General features: G+C 41.1%; 22 protein-coding genes. 17 read left to right on the top strand and 5 right to left on the bottom strand.

All coding sequences use genetic code 11. The features are described from left to right. Window positions 1–2 precede the first annotated feature (2 nt). The 5 genes from PG915_RS02125 to PG915_RS02105 form a co-directional block, all read right to left on the bottom strand. Complete coding sequence (locus PG915_RS02125; protein WP_353497682.1) at window positions 3–1244, bottom strand: oligosaccharide flippase family protein; 1242 nt, start codon at window positions 1242–1244, stop codon at window positions 3–5. 211 nt (window positions 1245–1455) lie between these two features. After that, window positions 1456–2805, bottom strand: a complete 1350-nt coding sequence (locus tag PG915_RS02120) for an MBL fold metallo-hydrolase (RefSeq protein WP_353497681.1) — start codon at window positions 2803–2805, stop codon at window positions 1456–1458. Between the two features lie 19 nt (window positions 2806–2824). Then, complete coding sequence (locus PG915_RS02115; protein WP_353497680.1) at window positions 2825–3163, bottom strand: hypothetical protein; 339 nt, start codon at window positions 3161–3163, stop codon at window positions 2825–2827. Between the two features lie 184 nt (window positions 3164–3347). Then, a complete protein-coding gene (gene rfbB, locus PG915_RS02110) occupies window positions 3348–4409 on the bottom strand; it encodes a dTDP-glucose 4,6-dehydratase (protein ID WP_353497679.1) in 1062 nt (353 codons plus the stop codon). Between the two features lie 96 nt (window positions 4410–4505). Continuing rightward, a complete protein-coding gene (locus tag PG915_RS02105) occupies window positions 4506–5471 on the bottom strand; it encodes a DHH family phosphoesterase (RefSeq protein ID WP_353497678.1) in 966 nt (321 codons plus the stop codon). Window positions 5472–5833: 362 nt separating this feature from the next. On the opposite strand from PG915_RS02105, the gene PG915_RS02100 reads away from it, so the two are divergent. The 17 genes from PG915_RS02100 (at window position 5834) to PG915_RS02020 (ending at window position 25936) form a co-directional block, all read left to right on the top strand. Next, entirely contained in the window at window positions 5834–6241 is a 408-nt protein-coding gene (locus PG915_RS02100; protein ID WP_353497677.1) for a hypothetical protein, read from the top strand. After that, entirely contained in the window at window positions 6241–8046 is a 1806-nt protein-coding gene (locus tag PG915_RS02095; protein ID WP_353497676.1) for a polysaccharide biosynthesis/export family protein, read from the top strand. Before PG915_RS02100 ends, PG915_RS02095 begins: the two co-directional genes overlap by 1 nt. Window positions 8047–8067: 21 nt before the next feature. After that, window positions 8068–8853 (top strand): ABC transporter permease, encoded by a 786-nt coding sequence (locus tag PG915_RS02090; RefSeq protein WP_353497675.1) that lies wholly within the window; start codon window positions 8068–8070, stop codon window positions 8851–8853. A 30-nt stretch (window positions 8854–8883) separates the two neighbouring features. Further along, a complete protein-coding gene (locus PG915_RS02085) occupies window positions 8884–10344 on the top strand; it encodes a lipopolysaccharide biosynthesis protein (RefSeq protein ID WP_353497674.1) in 1461 nt (486 codons plus the stop codon). 8 nt (window positions 10345–10352) lie between these two features. Next, window positions 10353–10898 (top strand): dTDP-4-dehydrorhamnose 3,5-epimerase, encoded by a 546-nt coding sequence (gene rfbC, locus PG915_RS02080; RefSeq protein ID WP_353497673.1) that lies wholly within the window; start codon window positions 10353–10355, stop codon window positions 10896–10898. 96 nt (window positions 10899–10994) lie between these two features. Beyond that, the gene (locus tag PG915_RS02075) at window positions 10995–11825 is read left to right on the top strand and encodes a glycosyltransferase family 2 protein (protein WP_353497672.1); all 831 of its coding nucleotides are present in this window, start codon (window positions 10995–10997) and stop codon (window positions 11823–11825) included. Beyond that, complete coding sequence (locus PG915_RS02070; protein WP_353497671.1) at window positions 11822–12751, top strand: glycosyltransferase family 2 protein; 930 nt, start codon at window positions 11822–11824, stop codon at window positions 12749–12751. The genes PG915_RS02075 and PG915_RS02070 overlap by 4 nt, the downstream gene beginning before the upstream one ends. Before the next feature lie 36 nt (window positions 12752–12787). Beyond that, the gene (gene rfbD, locus PG915_RS02065; RefSeq protein ID WP_353497670.1) at window positions 12788–13678 is read left to right on the top strand and encodes a dTDP-4-dehydrorhamnose reductase; all 891 of its coding nucleotides are present in this window, start codon (window positions 12788–12790) and stop codon (window positions 13676–13678) included. Between the two features lie 87 nt (window positions 13679–13765). Next, complete coding sequence (gene rfbA, locus PG915_RS02060) at window positions 13766–14662, top strand: glucose-1-phosphate thymidylyltransferase RfbA (protein ID WP_353497669.1); 897 nt, start codon at window positions 13766–13768, stop codon at window positions 14660–14662. A 243-nt stretch (window positions 14663–14905) separates the two neighbouring features. After that, the gene (locus tag PG915_RS02055) at window positions 14906–18226 is read left to right on the top strand and encodes a glycosyltransferase (protein WP_353497668.1); all 3321 of its coding nucleotides are present in this window, start codon (window positions 14906–14908) and stop codon (window positions 18224–18226) included. Continuing rightward, the gene (locus PG915_RS02050) at window positions 18223–19065 is read left to right on the top strand and encodes a sulfotransferase domain-containing protein (RefSeq protein ID WP_353497667.1); all 843 of its coding nucleotides are present in this window, start codon (window positions 18223–18225) and stop codon (window positions 19063–19065) included. The genes PG915_RS02055 and PG915_RS02050 overlap by 4 nt, the downstream gene beginning before the upstream one ends. Before the next feature lie 7 nt (window positions 19066–19072). Then, window positions 19073–20329: a hypothetical protein gene (locus PG915_RS02045; protein ID WP_353497666.1), complete on the top strand. Its 1257-nt coding sequence runs from the start codon at window positions 19073–19075 to the stop codon at window positions 20327–20329. Continuing rightward, the gene (locus PG915_RS02040) at window positions 20326–21792 is read left to right on the top strand and encodes a hypothetical protein (protein ID WP_353497665.1); all 1467 of its coding nucleotides are present in this window, start codon (window positions 20326–20328) and stop codon (window positions 21790–21792) included. Before PG915_RS02045 ends, PG915_RS02040 begins: the two co-directional genes overlap by 4 nt. Beyond that, window positions 21792–22190, top strand: coding sequence for an HAD-IIIC family phosphatase (locus tag PG915_RS02035; protein ID WP_353497664.1), 399 nt, complete (start codon window positions 21792–21794; stop codon window positions 22188–22190). The genes PG915_RS02040 and PG915_RS02035 overlap by 1 nt, the downstream gene beginning before the upstream one ends. Before the next feature lie 9 nt (window positions 22191–22199). Next, a complete protein-coding gene (locus PG915_RS02030; protein ID WP_353497663.1) occupies window positions 22200–23780 on the top strand; it encodes a phosphotransferase in 1581 nt (526 codons plus the stop codon). A gap of 9 nt (window positions 23781–23789) precedes the next feature. After that, on the top strand, window positions 23790–24515 hold the full coding sequence (locus PG915_RS02025) for a glycosyltransferase family 2 protein (protein ID WP_353497662.1): 726 nt from the start codon (window positions 23790–23792) through the stop codon (window positions 24513–24515). Between the two features lie 293 nt (window positions 24516–24808). After that, entirely contained in the window at window positions 24809–25936 is a 1128-nt protein-coding gene (locus PG915_RS02020) for an ISAs1 family transposase (RefSeq protein WP_353497661.1), read from the top strand. Window positions 25937–26370: the final 434 nt, after the last annotated feature.

The raw sequence follows: 26370 nt of genomic DNA, 5'->3' as shown, positions 1-26370 counted from the left end.
CCTCAATGTATATAAGTTTTTAACCCTGTCGACTGATAAACAGCAAAACACATCAACACTTTTAATAAGACCAAACTAAATAACATTGCATACGCAGCTCCTGCCGCACCATATAATGGAACAAGCAAGAACAAAAGAGCAACATTAACAGCAAATACCACCAAGAGTCTAGAAAGTGCCTTCCCCTCATTTCCAGTCATATTAAGCACTAGGCCGACAGGTCCTAGAAGCACATCTATCACTTGATAAAAAGTAAGAATAATTAATATTTCATACACTCCTGAATATTCCACCCCAAATAAAAAATCAATTAAGTGGCGTCCATAAAAAACATACGCAAAAACAATAAACATTGATAATAGAACGCTATATCTAACTCCGCTTCTAATAGTAGCCTGAGCCTGAGAAATATCTCTTATGTTATAAGATCTGGCAATTTTGGGCATGATGACGGAATTTACTGAAGACAAACCAATAGAGATAATAGCTACCGCTTGAATTGCCACCTTAAAGTATCCAACCTCTTGATGTGAACTAAAGCTACCAAGAAAAACTGTTGCGACTTCCGAGTTTAGGGTATAAACAAATGCGATTAACGCAAACGGGACTAGAGACTTGACCCAGATTCTCATTTTCCATTCTGGATTTAGGTTGCCTCTTACAACTTCGAGATTATTTCGAGATAAAATCACACCAATAACTTGAGACAAAATTGTAGATAGCACCACAGATATAAAAACTGTTTCTAATGTTACACTAGAATAATATGCAAACAATAAAATAAAGATCATACTTAGCGTCGGATTTATTATTTGCTCTGGCACTTTGGCTAAGGCTGGCCTTTGAAATGCATTAAGGAACGCACATTGCTGAGATAAAAAAGCCCTAAAAGGAACTAACACTAGAGCAATTAATAGAACATTGAGATTTACATCTACAATAAATCCTAGAACATATGCAAAAAAAACAAATAGTGCAGCAAAAGCCGACATCAGCATAGCGTAACATCGACACCAAGATATCAATCCGACTACCAGTCCCCACATTTTGTTTTGTTGATAGATTGAGAGCTCTCTAATAATCAAGTTGGGCATACCAGCTACAACTGGTAATGTTGCAATCGTTATTATTGACAGTATATAGCTATAAGAACCATAATCCTCTGGCCCGAGCAATCTAGCAAGTAGGACCCCTCCACCTGCAATTAGTAGTTTCCCCAATAACTGCACACCAACAGTACTCATAACTTGCGCTTTAATAATATCCTCCGAAAGCAAATGCTACCGCCCTTAAGTAACACCCTCAAAAAGCAAACTTACCACCTAGATTTGTACACAACTCTGTGGCAACAGGATACTACATAACGTAAAAACAAGCCGGATTGTACCCGAGTTACCAATGAGACGCGACTCTTTCACAGGCAGAAATCCAACCAATTAAGTTGCATGTTTCTCCCTATAGCTCTATTTTAGCACCTTTGATCTGGTAAAGATCATACGCTAAATGTTGTTTTGACTTTGACTCACCATGCATCAAATGCACTTGCTTAAGGTGCGCTGAACATCTCAGCGCAAACGCTAATAGATCGTTCTTATCTGCATGCGCCGAATACCCAGACATTGAATGCACACTCGCCTTAACGTCAACCGAATCACCATCAATCACAACAGAAGAACGACCCGCCTGAATATCCCACCCCAACGTACCACCTGCCTGATACCCACAAAACACCACATCGGTTCTCTCATCAGGCAACAGCACTTTTAGGTAATCCACAATACGCCCACCCTGACACATCCCAGAAGCAGCAATCACAATCGCTGGCTCACCCGTGGCCGCCAGTCGATTCACCAGCCTTGCATGCTCTCGGTGAGACTTCACCACAATGCATTGATCAAAGCTGAGCGGACGCTGCCCATCCAAGACCTTCGCTTTTGCTTCTCTACTCCAAAGCTTACGATACCGCCGATAGGCATTGGTCACCTTAGCCGCGAGTGGTGAATCCACAACAATAGGTAAGCGCTCACTTAGCTGGTGTTGCGACAACAGGGTTTCTATATCAAACAGCAGTTCTTGGGTTCGCCCAACGCTAAATGCCGGAATGATAATGGCGCCGCCATCACTAAGGCTACGCTGAATAATCTCTAGTAATCGCTTAGAACGGGATTCAACACTTTCATGACGTTTATCGCCATAAGTCGATTCCAAAAACAGATAGTCTGCTCGCTTAGGTGGCTTTGGGTCGGGCAACAAAGGCGTGTTGCTTGGGCCAAGATCACCAGAAAACACCACAATCTCTTTATTGGGCAACTTCACTTCCACATAAGCACTTCCCAATATGTGCCCAGCGGGCTGAAAACGAATGTGGGTAAAGTAGTGCTGCTTAGCGTTTTTCACAGGCACCCACTCGTTGTAGCCTACAGGTTTAAGCTTGCGGCTAATGAGCTGAACAATATGTGCGCGCTGGGATTTAGTTAGTCCTAATTGGAGTGCTAGTCCGTCTTCCAACATCAATGGTACTAAATGTGCCGTCGCGTGAGTGCAATAGATAGGCTCTCGAAAGCCTACGGCAAATAGCCAAGGCAGACGCCCTATATGGTCAATATGAGCGTGAGTAAGTACTAACGCTCGCACAGCCGCCAAACTAAAATCAATATCCAACGATTTGGGTTTCGCATCCCCACCTTGAAACAACCCACAATCGATAAGGATTGAGTTACCTTCAATATTCAGCTCATGACACGATCCTGTGACCGTATTTTTTCCCCCATGATGATGGACAAACACCCCTCTCGTAAGCTCCATTCGTATGACCTCCTAACATTCAATAAATTGAGTACGATGTGTAAACGTCTTGATAGCGATGTCTAATTCGATTTAGGCAGCAGCGCGTTTCTCTCTGAAGTTGGCTGCTTTCTTTTTGATCACGCTTCATGTTGTTATTAAAACCATGCAGATAAAACAGCAGCTGCGTTTCCGCAGGTAGCGCCTTCAATTTTGTGAACATGGTTGAAGATAATATCTCGACATACTCCCCCTCTCCGCGCCGCTCACAGCAATAGAGCCATTTAGAGATATCAGTATTTTGAGAATTGAATGAAATCTTGCGATTCTTTATAGAGCGCGCAGATTGAATGGGGATTCGATTAGTGATAAACAGCATGCAGCTTCCTTTTGCTCATTGGGGCAATCGAGCATAAAAAACAGCATAGGGGAAAACTTGATGCAATTGGCTATTTGCGACCAATAGAGCAATTCTGTGCTTTGCGTTGCACGCTATAACATCAAAGTAAAAAGGCGGCACCATATTGAGCACCGCCTTGCTGGCATTGAGAAAATTGGGCTGATTAGTTATTACCTAAACGCTCTCTCGTGTATGAACCATCAAGAACGCGAGTCCACCACTCTTTATTATTCAGATACCACTCAACCGTTTTGCGGATACCAGACTCAAACGTCTCTTCTGGTTTCCAGCCTAACTCACGCTCTATCTTAGAAGCATCGATAGCGTAACGCACGTCATGTCCTGGACGATCCGTTACGTAAGTGATTAAGTTTTGGTATTCATCCACGCCTTCTGGCTTGTTTGGCACAAGCTCTTCTAATAATTGGCAAATAGTTTTCACAACATCGATGTTCGCTTTCTCGTTGTGCCCACCAATATTATAGGTTTCGCCAAGCTTACCCTCGGTAACGACTTTATAAAGCGCGCGAGCATGATCTTCCACAAACAGCCAATCTCGGATCTGCATACCATCACCATAAACTGGTAAAGGCTTGCCTTCCAACGCATTCAAAATCATCAGTGGGATTAACTTTTCAGGGAAATGATAAGGACCATAGTTGTTAGAGCAGTTAGTCACCAATACAGGAAAACCGTACGTACGACCCCATGCTCGAACCAAATGGTCTGAACCTGCCTTGCTGGCTGAGTATGGACTGCTTGGCTCATAAGACGTTTCTTCAGTGAACAGATCGTCTGTCCCCTCGAGATCACCATACACTTCATCGGTAGAGATGTGGTGGAAACGGAACGCCGCTTTTTTGTCACTCTCTAACGCGTTCCAGTATTGCCTAGCAACTTCCAGCATATTAAACGTACCGACTAGGTTGGTTTGAATAAACGCAGAAGGGCCATCAATTGAGCGATCCACATGCGACTCCGCCGCAAGGTGCATAACCAAATCTGGCTGATGCTGCTCAAACACACGCTGCAAGGCTGCAAAATCACAAATATCAACATGCTCGAAGCAGTAACGCGAATTATCCAGCGCATTCGGTAACGATTCTGTGTTTCCGGCGTACGTTAATGCATCGACATTCACTACACTATCGGTTGTGTTGTCCAAAATGTGACGTACGACAGCGCTACCAATAAAGCCAGCGCCCCCAGTGACTAAAATTTTCATTTTTCTTTCCCTTTTTAAGCCCAACCGACTATTTAATCAGTCGAAATATACCGTCTTTTTAGTGCACCTCAATATTATAAGGTACGATGCTTGTTATTAAGCATTCAGGTAGAACGACTCTACTTTTTGAATAAAGCTGTCTAGCTCAGCTTCAGGCAATGCATTTACCCCAGCGGCTGCCGCTCGTCCACCACCTGACTCAAATTGGGCACAAATATCTCCCGCGCCCTGTTTATTGTCAAGCGGGGCTCGAAGAGAAACCGTATAACTGCTGTCTTGATTTCGGGTTAATACTGCATGTGCCTTGTGACTTGCTTGGTTCGCCAGCAAGTTACCAAAAACCCCACTGATTCGTCGTGAGGCTGCGGTATCAGGAAGTTCGATAACCGTTAATTGTTTGGAGGAATAAGTAGGCTCAATAGACATTGCCAACGCCAAGTCAGCCTCATACGCGGCCTTTAGCACAAAATAAGGCGACTCCGGGTCTTCTAGCACCTCAAATGGCGATGAGTATTGGTATAACGCTTTAAATAAGGTGGCTGGTTCAAAATGCAAATCGGCAATGTTGGCACCATAACCGTTGTAATTGACTAGAGTGCCCAGCTCTTTAAGAAAGGCTCTTTGGGCGCTGGAGTAACCGGCCTCAATGGCTAACTCATCCGCTTTTGCAATTAGGTTGTCACCATAGGCCGCAGCAATCGCCCAAGCGTGATATTGACCTTTTAGTAAACGATCAACAATCAATGAGGTGCATGTATTGGCATCTAAATCAATGTGCGCTTCCAGTCCATCAAGTTGAGGAATCTCACCCGCTCTATGGTGATCAGCGTAGAATACCGTTGCCCCACAAGACAGCGCCTTTGCCACACTGTTATGGTTTTTCTCCATTGACACATCTAAAACAGTAAGATGATCGCCTTTATTCACTGCCACCTTCTCGACCAATTTAATGTCGCGTTTCACCCCTGTGATCAATACAGATTCCTTAGGTTGAGCGAGCCTAAGTTGTAATAACGCAATAATGCCATCCGCGTCGCCATTGAAAATATCGTAGTGTGTCATGTGTTTTAGAGTCCTATGAAATGAATAAGCGTTGTACCTAATTGATTGCAACAATAACGTAATATAATTACACAGTTCAATATCAAACTAACCAATAGATGATAACGACAACACTGCCTAGCGATAGGAACTATCGTCAATCTATCGTCAATCTATCGTCAAACCGAGACCTAAATCAAAAATCGTGACATTGCTTCACACTCACTCTCACGGTATGATATCGACCGCATAGAACGGCTCAATCTGTTCTTAAATTACACCAAAGCATCTCAACTTTTTCACTCGACGCGTGTTATGGATAACGCAACAAACCGTAGGGCGGTAGCGTACCCAAACCCGGTCCAAACACTAAGACCTCTGTTTTGAAAATTACTACCAAACTCACACTCGTCTCAGTCTGCGCAATGGTATTGTCTGGATGCGCACAACCACCACGTCAAGTTGAAGCTCAGGTTCCCCTAGTTGGGCAATCGACGATCACCTATAGCGAACGTATCCCAGAAAAGTATTGGGTCGCATTAAACAACCCAATTACAACACAAATCAATGCCAGCGGCATGATGGTAGCAGTAGGTAAACCTTATACTTCGGGACTTGGTCAGGAGTGCCGAGCGCTACAAATGATGACCGATATTAATGAAAACCGCACGCGCATCGCCTGTGCGAAACTAGAAAGTTCCGATATCAGTTCAGCTTCAACGACACCAATCAAAGTCTGGTACTTAACCGACAATATCGTTGAAACCTCAACCATAATAAAGATTCAGTAATGTCAGTATTTCAGCTTACTTATCGGCTTAGTAGCCTTGCTCTGACCGTTATTGCCTGCTCATCCGCATTCGCAGTAACGATACCACCAGAGCTTATGGGCACATCCTCCAGCTCTACCGCTGTGCCAACCGGCGCAGCTACCCAGAGCGCCTCAATCCCAACAAATGCCTCACAGGTCTCCATTTCCTCTCAGCTGCAAGCTGGAATGACCCCAAACCAAGCGCTTGAAATGGGCAGTTACAATACCACTGGGCGTCAAGGTACATTGCTACCAGGGGAAGTTAACGTTCGAGAATTGCTCCCTTCTTCTGGTGAAGCACTGCCACCGCCTTATGGTGCCAATTTGTTCGCAGGCGGTTACGAAACCGAGCGAACCGATGGCCTGAGCGACAATTACCTAATTGCCGCAGGTGATAAGATCAACATCTGGCTATGGGGAGCGGTGAACTACTCTGATGTCACCACTGTTGACAACCAAGGCAATATTTTCATTCCCAACATTGGCCCAATAAAAGTACAAGATGTCCGTGCCAGTGAAGTAAACGCATTGGTGAGCTCTAAAATTAAGCGAATTTACACCAAAAACGTCAATGTTTATGTAAACTTGCTGACCTCAACACCGGTAAGTGTCTATCTCAGCGGCCCTGTTATTCGCCCGGGTCAATATGCAGGCATGGCTTCAGACTCTTTGCTTTACTACCTAAAACGCGCAGGCGGCATCGACTCTGAGCGAGGCAGCTATCGAGAAATAAAAGTTCTACGTAATAAAAAAGTCATCGCCACGGTCGATCTCTATGAGTTTATTCGTACCGGTGAACTGCCTAAAATGAGCTTTAAAGACGGTGATGTCATTCTTGTGAAACCGCAAAAGTCGGCTGTCGTTGTTGCTGGTGGGGCACGCAACCCATTCCGGTTTGAGCTAGACGGTGACAGCGCACTAGGGTCGCAACTGTCCGATTACGCACGTCCTCTCGCAAAAATTTCGCACGTTGGTATTGTCGGTAACCGTGCTAGTGGTCCGTTTTCACGCTACCTAACTTACAAAGACTTTCTAACCTTTGAAGTACAAGACGGCGATAAGGTTTTCTATAATGATGACCTGCATGCACAAGTGATGGACATACAAGTCATGGGGAGCTACCTTGGCCCGTCCTACTTTGCCGTAAAGAAAACCGCGAAACTGCATGACGTACTGCACTACATCCCGATTAATCCGCAATTGGCTGATTATGGCTCGATTTACATCCTAAGAAAAAGTGTCGCTGAACGTCAAAAGCAAACACTAAACGACTCGTTAGATCGATTAGAGCGCAGTGTATTCACCGCGCCAGCCTCGTCCGATGGAGAAGCGGCAATTCGCGCTAAAGAAGCCGAAATGGTGCTGCAATTTTCTGAAAAAGCACGCAAAGTACAGCCTTTGGGCAAAGTCATCGTGTCTGAAGATGGCAACATCGCCAATATCATGCTAGAGCAAGGCGACCAAATCGTCATTCCGTATAAGACCGATCTTATCGCTATTGGTGGTGAAGTGCTGATGCCGCAAGCTGTGGTATTTAACGAAAACGCCACCATCGATGATTATGTAGCTTGGGCGGGTGGATTTACGGAGCGAGCAGAAGATCAGCGTATTGCTATCGTTCGTGCCAATGGCCTGGTCGAGTTTGGTAACGACAAAATTATCCGCAAAGGTGACCAAATCTTGGTGCTACCGAAAGTCGATACCAAAACCATGCAAGCGGTTAAAGACATCACACAGATCGTCTACCAAATTGCCGTTTCAGCCAACGTAGCGCTGCGACGTTAACCCGCATACCGGTTGTACCTGATGGCCACAGTAAAAAAACGCTCGACACTCATTATTTGGAAAGACGTCATCTTTGCTATCTTTCTGCGCGAGATAAAAAGCAAATTTAACGATAAACTTGGGATTGCTTGGAGCGTTATCTCGCCGGTGAGTTTTATCTTTCTGTTGTCGTTTATTCGCGGAAAAATGGATGGTGGGAATACGCATGGTATCCCAACATTTTTCTTCATGGTCTATGGCATGATATTAGTCCAGTTTTTTCTGGGCATGATTGAAACCGTTTCTGTCTCCATCAAAAAGAATAAGCCTCTCTATGCCTTTAGGCAGGTACAACCCATTAGCTCCGTCATCGCCATCGCAGGCTTTGAATTCTTGGTCAAGGTGTTTGTTATATTAACCATCGCCGTACTATGTCTGTTTTTGAAAATGGAAACCCAAATAGATGACCCTATTGAGGTTATGTTTATTGTGGTTCGCGTCTGGTTAATCGCCACCAGTCTAGGACTGATTTCAGCCCTAGCGTCTTGCTACGTTCCAGAGCTAGATAAACTGCGCAATCTCGCGATGAGACCCATTTTCTTTATTTCCGGTATCTTTTTTAGCCTTCAAGATATCCCCAGAGAATATTGGCATTACTTAGATTGGAACCCACTGCTCCATGCTGTCGAACTGATACGCTACGCCGCTTACCCGGCTTACGGCTCTGAAGGCGTAAGCTACTTTTACTTAGACATTGTGACCATTGTCCTCGTGTTCTTTTCTTTAGCTTGTTATCACGTAAGCTGGAAACAAGCCATTAGCCGCTAACGCGCGACTAAACAGCCAGTAAAAATTACTATGATTGAAAAACGATTTAATGAGTTTAGAGTCAGCGTTAAGCCCTCAGAATTTAACGACATTGACTTCTTGCTCAATGAAGCCAAACAACTCGACGCCAATGATCCGCAACTTGCTAACCGAATACGCCTACGAGTCAAAAATTTAAAAGTGAAACAACAAAGCACGCCGAACGACTCGGTGACAGCGGCGGCAACCGTACAAACATCGGCAGTGAAGAGTGCAACGTCACGGACGCCCTCCAAACCCATTGAAAATAACCAAGCATCAGAGACAACCACTACAAATAGCGCTAGGAAAGCGCCTTCAGCTGCAACGGAGGCAGATTCAAAAGCACCACAATGGTACGACTTTACCAAGCCTCTCATCGAATGGATCTCACGACGACCGTTTGTGGCTTTAGTGGTTATTCCAACGCTGCTATTTTCTTTGTATCAAACCTTATGGGCATCTGAGCGCTTCGAGAGCCAAGCACAAGTAACGGTGCAGCAGCCGGACGGAATGGCGACTATGGATGCCTCAATGGCGTTACTCAGTGGCCTAGGGGTAAGCAGCTCTCAAGGGACAGACTCTGAACTGGTGAAAGCCTATATTTACTCCAACGACATGATTGAGTACCTCAATCGTCAGTTAAATATGCGACAACACTTTAGCGATAGCGGTATCGATTATTTTAGCCGATTGCACGACAGTGACAGCAGAGAAACCGCCATCGAATACTATAAAAAACGAGTGAAAGTCGAAGTTAATACCACCTCTGGCGTGATTACTATTTATGGGCAGGCGTTTAGCTCAGAGTACGCGCAGCAGCTCACACAAACCATCGTTGACCGTGCCGAATGGTATATAAACTCGATAGGTCACCAGCTGGCTCAGGAGCAGCTAACCTTTATTCAAGGTGAGCACGAGATAGTGGCGCAAAAACTTCGCGATGCTCAAACCGCCCTGCTTGGCTTTCAACAAAAATACAATTTAATCGATCCAACAGCAGAAGGCGCCGCAATTCAACAAATAGCCTATGGGCTAGAGGGACAAATCGCTACCAAAAATGCTGAGTTAACGGGCTTAAGCCAAATTATGAGCGCACAAGCCCCCCAGGTAAAAATGTTGCAAAATGAGATTGCCGCTCTCGAGCAACAACTTGTCTCTGAGCGTACTAAACTCGCTACCTCTGAAGGCGAAAGCTTTTCAGTCAGCCAGATTCTGGCCACATTTACTGACTTAAGAGTCAAAATGGAGTTAGCGCTCCAAGCGTACACGTCATCGCAAGTGTCGCTAGAGAAATCTCGTATTGAGGCCTACCGTCAGTTAAAGTACTTAGTTACCGTAGAGGCCGCGACCCAACCAGAGGACAACCAGTACCCCGAGGTGCTCTACAACATTACTTTATTTGCTATTTTAACCAGCATGATCTTTGCTATTGGGCGCATTATTGTCCTCACTATCTACGAGCTAAAATAAGGCATAGAATGAAAATCATCGAAACCTCAATTCCAGATGTAAAGATTATTGAACCACAAGTGTTTGGAGACGAGCGTGGTTTCTTTATGGAAACCTTCCGCACCACCACCTTTAACGAACAATGCGCAGAGCGTGATTTTGTGCAAGAGAATCACAGCAAATCCAGCCAAGGGATTTTACGTGGTTTACACTACCAAACTGAAAACACCCAAGGAAAGCTGGTACGAGTGGTAAAGGGCGAAGTTTTCGATGTTGCCGTCGATATGCGTAAGGAGTCTCCAACATTTGGTCAATGGGTAGGGGTTTACCTTTCAGAACACAACAAAAAACAGCTTTGGGTACCAGAGGGATTTGCTCATGGGTTTTATGTGACTTCCGAAGAGGCTGAGTTTGTGTACAAATGTACGGATTTCTACAACCCTAATGCTGAAATCTCTGTTAAGTGGGACGACCCAAGCCTTAACATCGAGTGGCCTTTGGTTGATGGCGAAAAGCCTAACTTATCCGATAAAGATGAAAACGGCCTACTCTTTGCGCAAGCACCGACATTTTAACTAAGCACCTACGCTTTTTTATTAGGTAAACACTTTTATTAGATACGCACTTCCTTACCAACATCCTGATACCTCGAAACGCATACAGGGATTATTATGCATTTGTACATTTCTGCGGTATCGCACGGACACGACACACTGATTCAAAAACTTGAATCATTAAAACGACTGGCAAAGTGCGATGGTGTCACCGTACTTTGCCGCGATAACAAACGCAATGCACGGTTAAAACAGCACTGTGAACGTTCAAACATACACTATTATCAAAACAGTAAAGTGATAGGGTTTGCGACAAACAACAACTTAAACTTCTTGGAAGCCAAAAAGCTGGGCATGAAAAGTGACGACTACTTTGTCTTGCTTAACTGCGATATTCACATCAACATGCCATCAATATTGCAACTGATTGACAGTTTAAAACAGCGCAAACCGCTTATTGCTGCGCCAAACTTGTTTTTGGATCACAAACATCAACACTTTGATGACAACTTACGATGCTACCCTTCACTGCTTACATTTAGTAAAAACTACCTATTAAATGACCGCAGTAGTGTCGTTGACAAACATAAACCAGAGCAACTGCCGAAGCACTATTGGGCCAGTGGTGCATTCCTGCTATTTAAATCACTAATCTATGAGCAGCTTGACGGGTTAAATGAACGCTTTTTCCTCTACTGCGAGGACATCGACATTTGCCAAAGAGCGCACCAGCAAGGGATGTCGGTCACGTTTTTTGACCATATAAAAGCGACTCATCATAGGCAAAGAAACAGCCAGCAGTTTCTATCACGGGCGTTTTTCATGCATTTAAATAGCGTATTGATTTATTCATTAACGTGTAAAAACCTGCTATCGGTCAAAGGGTTAAAAACACACCAAGTGAACACGCATCAACCTCAACCAGTGAACAAACAAAAGCCATCGTGACAACCACAAACACATTGCTGCAGACAGACTGGGCCGTTATTGTATTTTATCAACCTGATGACAGCGCCATTAACCATGCTTTGTGGCTTCAGGCTCAATACCAAAAGCAAGGTGGCGGCGTGGTGGTGGTTGACAACACCACGGAAACAGGCGACAACAATCAAACGCCAACAGCCCGTCGATTCAAACATAGTATTTGCTATGGAGAAAACCTTGGCATTGCCAAAGCGCTAAACGATGGGATTGACTACGCCAAACAGCACGGCGCAACTTGGTGTTTTTTGTTTGACCAGGACTCTCAGCCTGATGACGAATTTTTTCACCAAATGCGACGAGCTCGCGCACACATAACACGTTGCAACGAGCAGTACACAAAACCGATAGCCGCCCTTGCACCTGTCTATTTTGACACAAACTTGCAACGCAGTGGACGTATCATTCAGATACAAGGCTCACGCCTATTTCGGCGCAAAGCTCAATACCATATCGAATGGGCAAGTTATACCATTAGCTCTGGAAGTTACCTTTGTCTATCTCATTACAGCGATATAGGCAATCACGACGAATCGCTTTTTATAGATTTTGTCGACATTGACTGGGGCCTCAAAGCCAATGCCAAAGGTTACCAAATCAATGTCATTCCCAACGCCAAGCTTACACACTGCCTGGGCACAAAGCCCATATCGGTAATGGGTGTGAATGTGGTTAACCACTCGCCCATTCGTCACTATTACTACTTTCGTAATGTGATTCACATGTTAAGGCGCCCGTATGTACCTAGCGTTTGGAAACGAAATGAGCTCATCAAGTTAGTACCACGGTTTATGATTTACTCCCTATTTACTAACAAGAGACACCAACACATCGCCGCCATGCTTCAAGGCATTTGGCATGGTATTACAAATAAAATAGGAAAACGAGATTAGCGAAGTAGCTAACATTCGCATTATTAAAGGACATTTATGAAAGTATTGATCACAGGCCGTGGAGGCCAGCTGGCCTGGGAACTAGAGCAGACTGCACCGACCGGTATTGATTGGATCGCGTTTGACGCCCAACAACTCGACATCACAAATACGGCTCGCGTTTACGAAGTTCTAATAAAAGAATCACCAGACGTGGTCATCAATGCTGCGGCCTACACAGCGGTTGACAATGCCGAAAGCGATAGCACTATCGCCTATGCCGTTAACGAGAAAGGCAGCGAAAACCTAGCCTTAGCTTGTAAGGAAATTAATGCCAAGCTGATTCATGTCTCTACCGACTTTGTGTTTGATGGCAAGCAAACGACACCCTACTCTGTCGATGCCGCCCCTAGCCCAATCAATGTATATGGTGCGTCAAAACTCATGGGAGACATGAAAATCGACGATATTTTGGGCGGTGATGCGACCATTATTCGTACCGCTTGGGTCTACTCTGCGCATGGCAATAATTTTGTAAAAACCATGCTTCGCCTCATGGCGGAAAAACCAGAGCTTGGTGTTATCTACGATCAAGTGGGAACGCCAACTTGGGCTAAAGGTTTAGCGAAACTAATCTGGACACTCACAAGTAAAGCTGACAGCTCTGAGCCTTCAGCTCACAGCTTAATGTTGCATTGGACCGATGCAGGCGTGGCATCTTGGTACGATTTTGCGACGGCAATTCAAGAGCTGGCGATAGAAAAAGGCATGCTAGATAAGGCCATTCCTGTACGCCCTATCCCAGCAAGCGCTTATCCACTACCCGCAAAACGCCCTAGCTTTAGTGTGATAGACAAATCAACAACCGAAGATTATAGCGGAGTGAATACCATTCACTGGCGCAAGCAGCTCTCATCGATGATGGACGAGCTAACAGCTAACAGCTAACAGCTAACAGCTAACAGCTAACAGCTAACAGCTAACAGCTAACAGCTAAATTTTTTCATACAGATAACAACGCGTAAAGGCTTAAAAATGCAAAACTCCAACCTACCCCGCAAAGGTATTGTTCTTGCTGGCGGTTCTGGTACCCGCTTATATCCACTCACAAAAGGCGTAAGTAAACAATTGATGTCAGTTTACGACAAACCGATGATTTACTATCCAATCTCAAGCTTAATGTTAGCAGGCATTAAAGAGATCCTCATTATCTCTACACCAGAAGAGTTACCGCGCTTCCAAAATTTACTTGGCGATGGCTCTGATTGGGGCATTCGCTTTGAGTATAAAGTACAACCTTCACCAGATGGCTTGGCACAAGCCTTTATCCTAGCGGAAGAGTTTCTGGCTGGTGCGCCCGCCGCTCTCGTTTTAGGGGATAATCTATTCTACGGTCACGACCTTGCAAAATCCCTTGTTAACGCAAATAACCAACAACAAGGGGCAACCGTATTTGGTTACCACGTTGCCAACCCAACCTCGTACGGCGTGGTCGAGTTTGACAGTAACGGCACAGCTATCTCGATTGAAGAAAAGCCAAGTGAACCAAAGTCCAACTATGCCGTTCCAGGGCTTTACTTCTTTGACAGCAAGGTTGTTGAATACGCGAAAAATGTCAAGCCATCTCCAAGAGGAGAGTTAGAAATCACCGATGTGATTGAGCAATACCTAAATCAGAAAAGCCTAAAAGTTGAGATTATGGGGCGAGGTACCGCGTGGCTAGATACAGGAACACTTGATGACCTACTTGATGCAGCAGTGTTTATTCGAGCGATAGAGAAACGACAAGGTCTAAAAATATGCTGCCCAGAAGAGATTGCTTTTAGAGAAGGCTATATCAATGAGTCTAAACTACGTGATATAGCAAAGCCACAGATAAAATCTGGTTATGGACAGTACTTGATGAACATTCTAAATTACCACGTTTTTTAAATTTTCATTTCAGTGCACCATCAGTAGCTTATTACAAAAGTAGATCAAGCTCACGCCAAGCTAAATTTATCACCTATCAAGAATTAAGTACCAATAGAAAAACCAAACTTTATTTAATTAACTTTGAACACCAACATCCTAGCTTACTAAAAAAATGGGCACATGGACCTAACGAAAGTTAACGGGCAAGTTAACGGGCAAGTTAACTTTACTTTAACCTAATTATCTAAGTAACAGACACTAATGAATAAAGAGAAAAGTCATGAGAACGGCGGCCCTAACACAGAGCTCACTACTGCTATAGTGCTACCAGAAAAAGAAACGGTCTTAGACGTATCATTTTATCAAGAGTACTATCAAGACCTCAGTGAAATGACAATAGAACAGCTAGAAAAACATTGGACTGACTTTGGAATGAAAGAAGGGAGGCTACCCAATACAGAATGCTTATTGAGAGACAAAGGCTTACCAGACTCACTTAATTTTAATATAGAAATCGACCCGGATTTTTATAATGATTTTTATCCAGACTTAAGTTCGAGTAGACGTTTATCCCTCATAGATTGCAAATTGCATTGGCTTAGGGCTGGCCAAAAAGAAGGTCGTTTAAAAAACTTTCAGGATTGGTGTGAAAATCAACACAATGAAATTCGTGATATAGCAGTAGATCTAAACCCTGAAAGAATAATAGCAATAAACAAAATAGATGGTGTTACTGTTTCCTATAAAGACATAACAAACCAACTGTTAGGAAATACAGGCTACCCATTTAAAATCAGCAACTTAGAGTCAGAAAACAGTTCACTTTACTTAGCGATTGGTAAGGCCTATAAAAGTACTTGCAAAGATTTGGATCACCATAAGTTGCGTATAATCCTTATGGCATCAATAAATTACAATTTTAACAATGATGCGTACGAGATGCTAGGAGACTCTTTTTTTGAGTGTGGCGATTTATATACTGCAAAATGTCACTATAAATATCTTACAGAGCACAATGCTGAGCCAAGTCTCAATATCTACAGGAAGCTAGTCTCAGCATATCTAAATATGGACAGATTAGAGCCAGCTTTGGAATATTTATTGGAAGCATCCATAAAGTGTAAGGACTATAGCTCACTAATTGATTTATTCGATAACGTTACAGAAAGATACTATCTAAAAATTTGTGGCAAAGGATATGCATTGGCAAATACTGAGCTGAAAGATTCGTATCGGGAAGAAGTGTACAAACTATCTAAATCTATTCATGACCTTCATTTAGCCTATTATGGCTGCTATAGCATGCCTGATTTGAAAGAGGTTAACACAAAAAAAGTACTAATTGTTGGTGATTACCATATTCCACAATGTGTACGTTATAGAATAGAACAAAAAAAAGTTCAACTGGAAAAAGTTGGAGTAGAAGTTGTCTGCATTGATTGGCAAAATACCGAGAAGCTTCATAACTTAGTAGCTTTACATGACATTGTTATTTTTTACAGGGTTCCTGCAGTACCTCAAGTATTAAAAGCAATTGCTCAAGTAAACGCAGTTGGGAAGATGGCCGTTTATGAAATTGATGATCTTCTATTTGACATTGAATATCCAGCACCTATTCATACATTTGGGGGCTATATAGATGGAGAAACATACCACTCATTAAAGCAAGGAATGTCATCTTTTTACGCAGCAGCTAAATTATGTCGTTTCGGTATAGCTTCAACTCAGCCATTAGCCGTTAAGCTAAAAGAGCTAGTTTTTGGCAAACAGTGTATTGTCCACAGAAATGGCTTAGACTCACATAATGAAATTGACCCTATCCAAAAAAACAATGCTAATACGCTAGATATCTTCTATGGCAGTGGAACACAAGCGCATAATAGTGATGTTATTGAATTACTACTACCAGCTCTTGAGCGTATATTTAATAAACATAGTAATGTCAGACTTATTATTTGTGGCAATCTAAATTTACCTTCGGATTTTTTATCAAAATATCAACATGCAATAAAGAAAATCCCTTCTGTAAAAAACGTACAAGGATATTATGCTTTATTATCCTCGGCAGATATTAATCTAGCGGTCTTACATGATGACGAGTTAAATAACAGCAAAAGTGAACTTAAATGGTTTGAAGCGGGATATTTCGGGATTCCATCGGTTGTCAGTGGCACACAGAATTATTTGGACGTAGTAAGGGACGGCATTGACGGGTTCATCGCAGCATCTTCAGCACAGTGGTTTGAACAGTTGGACAATTTAATTTGCAATAGTCCTCTTCGTGAAAAAGTAGGTTTGGCTGCAAAACAGCGGATTGAAAGAGAATACACAATTGAACACCTCGGTGAAAAACTTGCTAATGAATTAAAGAATCTAGTTCCGAAGGAAAAGACTAAAAAAATCAAGGTCGCATTAGTTAATGTTTTTTTTCCTCCCCAAGCCATTGGTGGTGCCACTCGAGTTGTTGCAGACAACTTGGCAGTACTAAAGAAAAAATATAACGATACTGTTGATGTCGTCGCCTTTACTAGTGATAACCATTGTACAACCCCCCATCAACTAATGGTCTATCAAGAAGATGGCACTAGGGTTTATCGCACAACAATAGAATATCGCGTTAATATGGACTGGCATCCTAAAGACGAAGTGGTCAAAGAACTTTTTGCAGAGTTTCTCAAACTTGAAAAACCAGATGTTATTCACTTTCATTGTGTGCAACGCCTAGGGGCTTCAATTATAGAAGCTGCAAAGGAGACTAGTATTCCATATGTTGTAACTGTTCATGATGCATGGTGGTTCTCAGATCATCAATTTTTGGTGGACCAACTAGGTACTGTCTACCCTGATGGTCACCCTGACCCTTATAATATTCCTTTATTACCCGAGGGAATTTCGCTAACAGATTCAACCTCTCGTAAAAGTTATTTGTTATCGCTACTTCGTGGCGCGAAATCAGTATTGACTGTATCAGAAAGGTTCGCAAAAATATGCAGGAACAATGGTATTCCTCAAATAAAATTAAATAAAAATGGCATATCATCGTCGATAAATTGGGCACATAAGAATACCTCACATACACCTCGTGTGGTATGTGCGCACATTGGGGGAATGAGTGATCATAAAGGTTATCATTTATTCAAACAAGCAATTACCTCGATACAGCCCGAAAATATTGAAGTTCTAGTTGTCGATGGTACATTAGCCACTGGACAAGAGAGACAAGAGAGTTGGGGTGGCATATATGTAAAGTTCATAAGCTATGTACCTCAAAATAAAATAGAATCACTCTACCAACAAATCGATGTAGTGTTTGCACCCTCAATTTGGCCAGAAAGTTATGGATTGGTAACACGCGAAGCCGCAGCTTGCGGCTGCTGGGTGGTAGCAAGTGATTTAGGTGGTATCGGTGAAGACATTATTGAGGGAAAGACTGGGTTAAGAATAAAACCAGACTTACCTAGTTTGGCTAATGCTGTTAAAACAATAAATATGGATACAATTAAATTTAAAAATAAAATAGTAAACACAGAGCCCCGTTTAACAGACAAGCAAGTGGATGAACTAGTGGAGATATATAAATGATTGACAGCTTATTTTTGAGTGTCGGTGCAATGAAAGCGGGCACAACATGGTTATATGAACAACTAAAAGATCACCCAGATATTCACTTTACACCAGAAAAAGAGATTCATTACTTTGCGAATAAAGTGGGTATTGAAAATCAGCTTAATCATCGTGATCGCATTTTAAAATTAAAAGCAATATTAGAGAAAACAGCAAATGGTAATGCTAAGTTTATCTCACAAAATTTAGAAGATATTTCATGGTATTCGGAGTATGCAAGAGAATCTGAAATCGATAACGAATGGTATGAAAACCTGTTTCGTTTTAATGCAAACAAAAAATTCTGCGCTGATTTTTCAAATTTGTATTGCCAAATGGGCCGTGACGGTTGGGATAATGTGCGTAAAGTAGCAAAAAATATAAAAGTTATTTACACACTACGCGATCCCTTAGAGCGTTTATGGTCGCACTATAAGTTTCATATGAAATGGGTCAACCGTGAAGATGATGCATTAGAAGCTGGTTTTGAGCATTTTAAAGAGTTGTTGGATAAACACTTCTTCTGGGTGAATGCTGAATACGCAAATAATTATAAGTTATTACAGCAATCATTAACAGATGATGAGTTGATGATCCTGTATTTCGAAGATTTTAGAGAGCGCCCAGTTGATATGTTAAACAAAGTACAACGTTTTTTAGGTATTGAAGAAATTGCTCCTGATGAAAGTCAGTTAAATAAAAAAGTGAACAAAACTAAAAGCTTTCAAATGCCTGAAGAGTGGAAAGAGTATGCGTTGACTAAACTTTCTAATTCAGGGGCTTTATCCAACAAAAAAATTTTCCACTCAAGTTGGTAAATAACTAATGACTGATTCAAGTTTTTATAAACTCCAAAACGGTAATACGAATGACTTAATTGTTGCATTTTCAGCGGCAACAGTACCTAAAGGTAAGTTTTCGTTCTCAAGTGTTTTAGCTACATCACGGTCTAACGTACTCTACCTTAATTGTCCACACAACAGTTGGTATATAAATAAACTTGACGAAGATGAGGCTGACTTTGAGTACTATAAAAACATAATAAAAAATGTAATTGAAAAGAAAAACATTACACATACTACCTTTTTCGGCGGGTCAATGGGGGCTTATGGAGCTTTGTTATATGGTGCTCTTTTTAATGCAGATGTAATTCATTGCTTTGGTCTAGAGTATGAACTGTTTACACCGCACAGTAACAGTAAAAAGTATTTCATAACTAAACCAGACATTATAGTCCCTGACTTATCTCATTTTTTAGCAAGCTCAAAATTTAAGAGTTTAAACTTATTTTATGGTGAAAGATGTATCGTTGACTTATATCAATCAAGCTTGATACCAGCTATGGATAGAATAAACAAGTATCCTTTAAGAGATTTAACACATAGCATCCCACCTTCTTTGATAGAACGCTTTGATATAGCGGAAGCACTAGATAATAAAGACCTACATTCTAAAGTTTTAAATTTCTTTCATGTAGGGGACTCGATAAATGAAAAAAAACACATTATTTATAGAGTTGTGTATAAAGCATATGTTGAGTTAGAAAGTGGTTATAGCTCACAATTAACTATTAACCAGTTGAAAGCTAGCATTGCTAACACCGACTCTTGCAGTTTAAAGTTTCTATGTATGGCATATTTAGGTCTTTTACTCGAGAGAACGTCACCATTAAAGTCATTAGAGTTATTAAACAACGTTAAAAGTAACTCCCCTCATATTAGTGAAATTTATCCATCGCTGATAAGATTGGGTCGTATAAGCTCTATAGATTATTCTCTTGAAATAAGTGAATTTGCATTGCAATTTCACAAACCCATGCAACTAGATTTGCAAATAGATATTTTATATCAACACAGTTTAAACTTATTTAGAAAGAAAAAATTTGAAGAGGTAATTGAGCCTGCTCTAGAGTTCCATAGGTATAGGAAAAATCATAACCATATAAAATATATGTTGGCGATTAGTTTCCTAGAATTGAATGATTATGAAAGCGCACTCAAATACTCCCCTGCATTAGAAGTTTTAAAGGAGACACCTATGTATGGAGGTTTATTGAAGCAGCTGAATGGGGTTGATGAATGATCAAAACTATTGAACAAGCACTTCTAAATAAAAACATAGAGACGATTGATTCTTTAGAACTATTATCAAGTATAGAGACTTTATCTCTGAGTCAGCTTAATGGTTTAAAGTTCAAATACAGCTCTGAATTTGAAAAACTATCCTTTCTTAAGAATTCTTTCTGGGAACACCTAGATAGTAAACCAGCGAATATAAGTAAATATTTTATTTTAATTGGCAGTAAAGCAACCGAAAGTGATTTCTTACTTTTTGTTAGAGAATCCGAAAAATTATCGTTAGGTGAACTTGGCACAATTCATTGGAGGTCGATACGGTTTTTAAATAGAGACAAAGAATTAATAGAGCGGTTAGCAATCAAAGCTGAAGCATGTATAGCAACATCTTCGTTATTAATGTTCATATGTATCTTAACGTACCGGATGAAAGTGCCACTTGTAGATTATATAAAACAAGAAACACTGGATACTTTCGTTGTAGGAAATCGGAAATGGATAAAGTTTTGTTCTAACTATTTAAATACTCAAAATCAGTATAAAGCTACAAAATACAGGCCTAGTAAACCATTGAAGTTTGCCATCCTTTTTTCTGGCCAGTTTAGAGGTTATGAACAGACACTCCCTGGTATTATAGATAAACTAATAAAGCCTTTAAATGCGGATGTTTTTATTCACTCTTGGAAACAAATAGGTTTTAGAGTGCCGACCTCTTTAGAGGCTGATAGGACTTTTGATGGAGAGTTCTTGCACACTTGGCGTGATTATTTAATTGATAATGATATCTTAGCCTTAAAGAGTGAGCTCCCAAATCTTTTTGCTTACCTTGAAGATATTGATCATCTCTGCCAAGAAAGTATCGTAGATGCTTTGAACCCCAAAAAAGCTATTTTTGAAGACGCACAACATTTCCAAGACTGGTCTGGTGCAAAATGCATGCATTATAAAATGCACAGCTGTTTCCACGTGGCTAGTAATTACTCAGACTATGATTTTTATATAAGGGTAAGGGCAGACAAAGAGCTGTTAGAGGTAGATATTTCGAAAATGGTCGCCATATTGGAGCAAGCTAAAAGAAACTATATTGCTTTCCAAGGCGAAATAAATACAGGTCCGTTTGGCATTGCTATTTGTGATCAATTTGCTATAGGTGATTACGAAGGCATGGCTAATTATCATGGTGTTTATAATAATGAAGGATTTTTTAAACATTACAGTCTACCCGGTAGATTGTATCAACCGCATTCAAGCCAAGCTTTCTCGCTTTTATACAATCATGTGGAATGGGGAACGATAGGTAGTTATATAACGTTAGGTGAACTGCGCTCTGTGCGACCTGACAAAAACAAGATTTTAAAATATCTCTCACAAGACAAAGACGAGTATGGCTCAAGTTTTTGGAAAGAACGTTTTATTCATGCCATAAAAAAAGATTTAGGGTATCTACTTAGCAAAGCGAGCAGTGAATAATGAAAAGATTAATAGTTGATTTAGATGGCACATTAACCCAAGCCAATACTAGTGATTACTTGAATGTTTTACCAAATAAAAATCTTATAGCTAGCCTTAAAAATTATAAAAATGAAGGTTTTGAGATTGTCATAGCCACTGCGCGAAACATGCGTACGTATGAAGGGAATGTTGGCAAGATTAATATTCATACTTTACCAACCATTGTTGAATGGCTTGAGAAGCATGAAGTCCCATACGATGAAATTTTAGTAGGTAAGCCATGGTGTGGATTTGATGGGTTTTATATAGATGATAAAGCAATCCGACCTTCTGAGTTTAATTCTTTGAGCTATGAAGAAATTATGCAGTTATTAAAGAAAGAAAATGCGCATACTGATAGTGGCAATGAGCTTTAGGTACTAAATATGTTTTTAATTATGTCAGGTGCCTATATAGGCCAAGAACTTCAATCTGAATTTGGGCGCATCCCACCCAGTTTTTTACCTCTAGGGAATAAACGGCTCTTTCAGCATCAAATCAAACTTGCTCCACCTAATACAAAGGTTTATCTTACTGTTCCCGAAAGTTATGTTATTTCTGATACCGACCTTACTTTATTGGCTGAAAGCAAAGTTGAAGTCTTAGCTTTACCAGATAGCTTAAAACTAGGTGAATCATTAATTGCTGCATTGAATTTGTCTGAGCATGATTTTAACAAGCCATTACACCTGTTATTTGGGGATACATTGTTTAGCAAGTTGCCTGAAGGTTATAACTTTGCTTCACTTTCAAGGGTTGAAGAGAACTATCATTGGGCTATTGCAACAGAAGACAATAATCATTGGTTACAACAAGCCCAAGGTGAGTTAGAGATTAACGGTAGCCAAGTTATTAATGGCTACTTTAAATTTTCTCAACCTCGCACCTTATTAAGAGCACTAAGCAAATCTAATTGGGATTTTCTAAATGGTCTAAATCAATATAGACAGATGACCGACTTTACGAGTCAACTATCTGTTGATTGGTTGGATTTTGGGCATGTTAATACCTATTATTCATCAAAAGTGAATTTTACAACGCAGCGTGCCTTTAATAATTTGTCGATCACCTCATCTTGGGTAGAAAAGTCGAGTATTAAAGATATTAAAATTGCAGCAGAGTCGAACTGGTTTGCTAAGTTACCTTTTTCTTTACGTCAATATATACCCCAATATTTAGGTGAAGCGCATTGTAATGGTCGTACAAGCTACCGACTAGAATATCTGCATAATACTGCGTTAAATGAACTCTATGTTTTTTCTGAATTGCCGCAGAAAGTCTGGAAGCGTATTTTGAATGAAAGTGCTGACTTTCTTGTCGCATGTCGAGAAGAAAAAGCACCCACTTCAGCGCCATATAGTACGCTATCCGAGTTGTTTGATAATAAAACCAGCCAACGATTGGATGAGTATTGTAATTCAAGGGGCTATTCACTTGATCAAAAATGGCATTATGAAAACGAAAGTATTTCATTAAATGAAATACTTTCACTATCCAATCAAAACCTTCCTATAGATGACAGTGAACCCACGTTATTACACGGCGATTTTTGTTTTAGTAATGTTTTGTATGATTTTCGGGCTAACAGAATTAAAGTGATTGACCCTCGTGGTCTAACCCCCGATGGTCAGTTATCCGCTTATGGTCATATATATTATGATATCGCTAAGTTATCACACTCTGTAATTGGCTTATATGACTGGATTATAGCGGGTTATTATCAAGTTGACATTAGCAATCAAAGTATATCGCTCTCGATTGATAGTAATAAAAAAGAGCATGCTATTCAGTCGTATTTTATTCATTTAATGCATGAGAAGTTTGGGATTTCTGAGAAAAATATCATGGCGATGCAAATACAACTATTTTTGTCTATGTTGCCACTGCACAGCGATGATTTAAAACGTCAGGATGCTTTTTTTGCAAATGCGTTCCGCCTTTATATGAAATTAAAAAAATTAAAATAGGTAATAGTTATGATTGTTATTCCAATGGCGGGTTTGAGCTCTCGCTTCTTTAAAGCAGGTTATAAACTCCCTAAGTATATGTTGGATGCCTATGGTGAAAGCTTATTTGACCATTCAGTGAAAAGTTTTCAACAGTATTTTAGTTCTGAAAAATTTGTTTTTATTGTTAGGGATGTATACGGCACTCCTGAATTTGTTAAGCAAAGAGTGATTGCTTTAGACATACAAGATTATGATATTGTTGTTTTGAATACAGAAACCAGAGGACAAGCAGAAACTGTCTCGCTAGGCTTAGCTAATTATCGCAGTAGTAATGAACCCATTACTATTTTCAACATTGATACTTTTAGGCCAAACTTTATTCACCCAGAACTCAGTAAGTTAGGCGACGGTTATTTAGAGGTTTTTCGTGGCGAAGGTACTAACTGGTCGTTTGTTCGCCCAATCAATGAAAATAGCACTCAGGTTGACCTGACTACTGAAAAAAATCCAATTTCGGATCTATGTTGCACAGGGCTATATCATTTTAGTAATGCTCAAGATTTTTTCTCTGCATACGACTATTATTTATCGCTACCGAAAGACAAATGGGAGAAGGGGGAGTTATATATAGCTCCTCTGTATAATTATTTGATCTCTACTACGGCTCTTGTTCATTACCATGAAATACCTTTAGAAGATGTCATCTTTTGTGGGACTCCTGATGAGTACACTCAGTTTTTGCAGTCTAAGTAGTTTATTGGCCTCACTGTATGGGGCACTTGTATTTATACAACGCAGAGAGTACAACTGGGTCAGTCCTGAATGGCACTGCATTAGGGACGTTTTTACAGAATAAGCCAATGGGAGAGGCGTCAGGGGAACCGTATGAAAGTCGTTGATATATAAGGGCTGCGGTGATGCTTAAAATTAGTTACCAATGCCTCATTACTCTCAGTTTTCAAATGTAACCCAATGAAATTTAAGATCGCCTTGTAGATCATTTCTGCTGTTTTGTAATAGCTCCTAGACAATATAGGAGCCTAAATATGAGCGAGTTAACCAACCCATTTATGCACTTCCAAATCATTAAAGACTATCGACAAGAAAGCAAAGTAGAGCACAAATTATCAGACATTATTTTGCTGACAATTTGTGGTGTTTTGTCGGGTCACGATGGCTGGGATGGCATTATTGATTTTGGTAATGCTCGCTTAGATTTCCTTAAACGATATGGTCACTTTGAAGCTGGAATTCCTTCTGCGGATACGTTGTCTCGTGTGATGGGTATGATTAATCCTGTAGCGTTGCAAAGAAGCTTCATCGCCTGGATGAAGGACCGCCATACACTGACGGATGGTGAAGTCATTGCCATCGACGGTAAAACATTACGCGGCTCTTATGACCGCTCGAAAGGCAAAGGAACGATCCATATGGTGAACGCTTTTGCTACTGCAAATGGAATGAGCATTGGGCAACAGAAGGTTGATTCTAAGAGTAACGAGATTACCGCGATCCCCAAGCTACTTGACTTGCTAGATGTAAAAGGCTGCTTGATTACTATTGATGCGATGGGGTGCCAAAAGAAAATAGCACAGAAAATCCTCGATAAAGAAGCGGATTATTTACTGGCAGTTAAAGGCAATCAGGGAATGCTTGAGCAAGCCTTTAATGATTATTTTCGAATGGACATGCTTCAAGACTTCGATGGCAGTTCTTACAGTACTCAAGAAAAAAGTCACGGAAGAATAGAAACGAGAGTGGCTTTAGTGAATCGCGATTTGTCGGTTTTGGGTGATATTGAACATGAATGGCCTGAGTTAAAAACGATGGGCATCGTGGCTTCAATTCGACAAGAATCGGCAGTAGCAACAGAGCAAGATATGAGTATTCGATACTACATATGCTCTAAAGAACTAGAAGCTCAAACGTTACTTGAAGCGACGCGTTCTCACTGGGGTGTAGAGGTCATGCATTGGTCGCTGGATACTGCATTTTGTGAGGACAACTCTCGTATTAGAGCGGACGATCGAGCAGAGGCTTTTGCAAGGATCAGGCAGATGTGTTTGAACCTATTAAAGAGCGAAACCACCTTTAAAGGTGGTATTAAACGTAAGCGCATGAACTGCGCAATGGACGAAAACTACCTAAGTAAGGTTCTTGAAAGCCTTACGTGACGGTGATGTTCATGCGGTTTCCGTGGGAGAGGCGTTGTTTCCTAAATAGATTCAACTGTTTCTGATTTCATTGAGCTGAACGTTAAATACTTCAGTGAGCATGATGAAATAGTCAAAGCGAAAAATAACCAACTGGTCTCAGCACAATAAAGCATTTGTAAATCGAGGCAGCATCACCTTATGGGTCGATGATGTAGCTATGGATTCTTGGTACAGCCGTGACGATCAGGGAAACCGCATGAAGGTCGTTGATATATAAGAGCTGCGGTGATGCTTAAAATTAGTTACCAATACTTCATTACTCTCAGTTTTTAGATGTAACCCCATCAGGGAAACCGTATGAAAGTCGTTGATATATAAGGGCTGCGGTGATGCTTAAAATTAGTTACCAATGCCTCATTACTCTCAGTTTTCAAATGTAACCCAATGAACCT

The sequence above is a fragment of the Vibrio sp. CB1-14 genome (assembly GCF_040412085.2).
Lineage (GTDB): Bacteria > Pseudomonadota > Gammaproteobacteria > Enterobacterales > Vibrionaceae > Vibrio > Vibrio chaetopteri.
This window is presented reverse-complemented; position numbering and strand designations above follow the sequence as displayed.

Bases quoted from the DNA above. Each gene is read 5' to 3' on its own strand.
- PG915_RS02125 (WP_353497682.1), bottom strand. From the start codon at position 1,244: ATGAGTACTGTTGGTGTGCAGTTATTGGGGAAACTACTAATTGCAGGT.
- PG915_RS02120 (WP_353497681.1), bottom strand. From the start codon at position 2,805: ATGGAGCTTACGAGAGGGGTGTTTGTCCATCATCATGGGGGAAAAAAT.
- PG915_RS02115 (WP_353497680.1), bottom strand. From the start codon at position 3,163: ATGCTGTTTATCACTAATCGAATCCCCATTCAATCTGCGCGCTCTATA.
- rfbB (WP_353497679.1), bottom strand. From the start codon at position 4,409: ATGAAAATTTTAGTCACTGGGGGCGCTGGCTTTATTGGTAGCGCTGTC.
- PG915_RS02105 (WP_353497678.1), bottom strand. From the start codon at position 5,471: ATGACACACTACGATATTTTCAATGGCGACGCGGATGGCATTATTGCG.
- PG915_RS02095 (WP_353497676.1), top strand. From the start codon at position 6,241: ATGTCAGTATTTCAGCTTACTTATCGGCTTAGTAGCCTTGCTCTGACC.
- PG915_RS02090 (WP_353497675.1), top strand. From the start codon at position 8,068: ATGGCCACAGTAAAAAAACGCTCGACACTCATTATTTGGAAAGACGTC.
- PG915_RS02085 (WP_353497674.1), top strand. From the start codon at position 8,884: ATGATTGAAAAACGATTTAATGAGTTTAGAGTCAGCGTTAAGCCCTCA.
- rfbC (WP_353497673.1), top strand. From the start codon at position 10,353: ATGAAAATCATCGAAACCTCAATTCCAGATGTAAAGATTATTGAACCA.
- PG915_RS02075 (WP_353497672.1), top strand. From the start codon at position 10,995: ATGCATTTGTACATTTCTGCGGTATCGCACGGACACGACACACTGATT.
- rfbD (WP_353497670.1), top strand. From the start codon at position 12,788: ATGAAAGTATTGATCACAGGCCGTGGAGGCCAGCTGGCCTGGGAACTA.
- rfbA (WP_353497669.1), top strand. From the start codon at position 13,766: ATGCAAAACTCCAACCTACCCCGCAAAGGTATTGTTCTTGCTGGCGGT.
- PG915_RS02055 (WP_353497668.1), top strand. From the start codon at position 14,906: ATGAATAAAGAGAAAAGTCATGAGAACGGCGGCCCTAACACAGAGCTC.
- PG915_RS02050 (WP_353497667.1), top strand. From the start codon at position 18,223: ATGATTGACAGCTTATTTTTGAGTGTCGGTGCAATGAAAGCGGGCACA.
- PG915_RS02045 (WP_353497666.1), top strand. From the start codon at position 19,073: ATGACTGATTCAAGTTTTTATAAACTCCAAAACGGTAATACGAATGAC.
- PG915_RS02040 (WP_353497665.1), top strand. From the start codon at position 20,326: ATGATCAAAACTATTGAACAAGCACTTCTAAATAAAAACATAGAGACG.
- PG915_RS02035 (WP_353497664.1), top strand. From the start codon at position 21,792: ATGAAAAGATTAATAGTTGATTTAGATGGCACATTAACCCAAGCCAAT.
- PG915_RS02030 (WP_353497663.1), top strand. From the start codon at position 22,200: ATGTTTTTAATTATGTCAGGTGCCTATATAGGCCAAGAACTTCAATCT.
- PG915_RS02025 (WP_353497662.1), top strand. From the start codon at position 23,790: ATGATTGTTATTCCAATGGCGGGTTTGAGCTCTCGCTTCTTTAAAGCA.
- PG915_RS02020 (WP_353497661.1), top strand. From the start codon at position 24,809: ATGAGCGAGTTAACCAACCCATTTATGCACTTCCAAATCATTAAAGAC.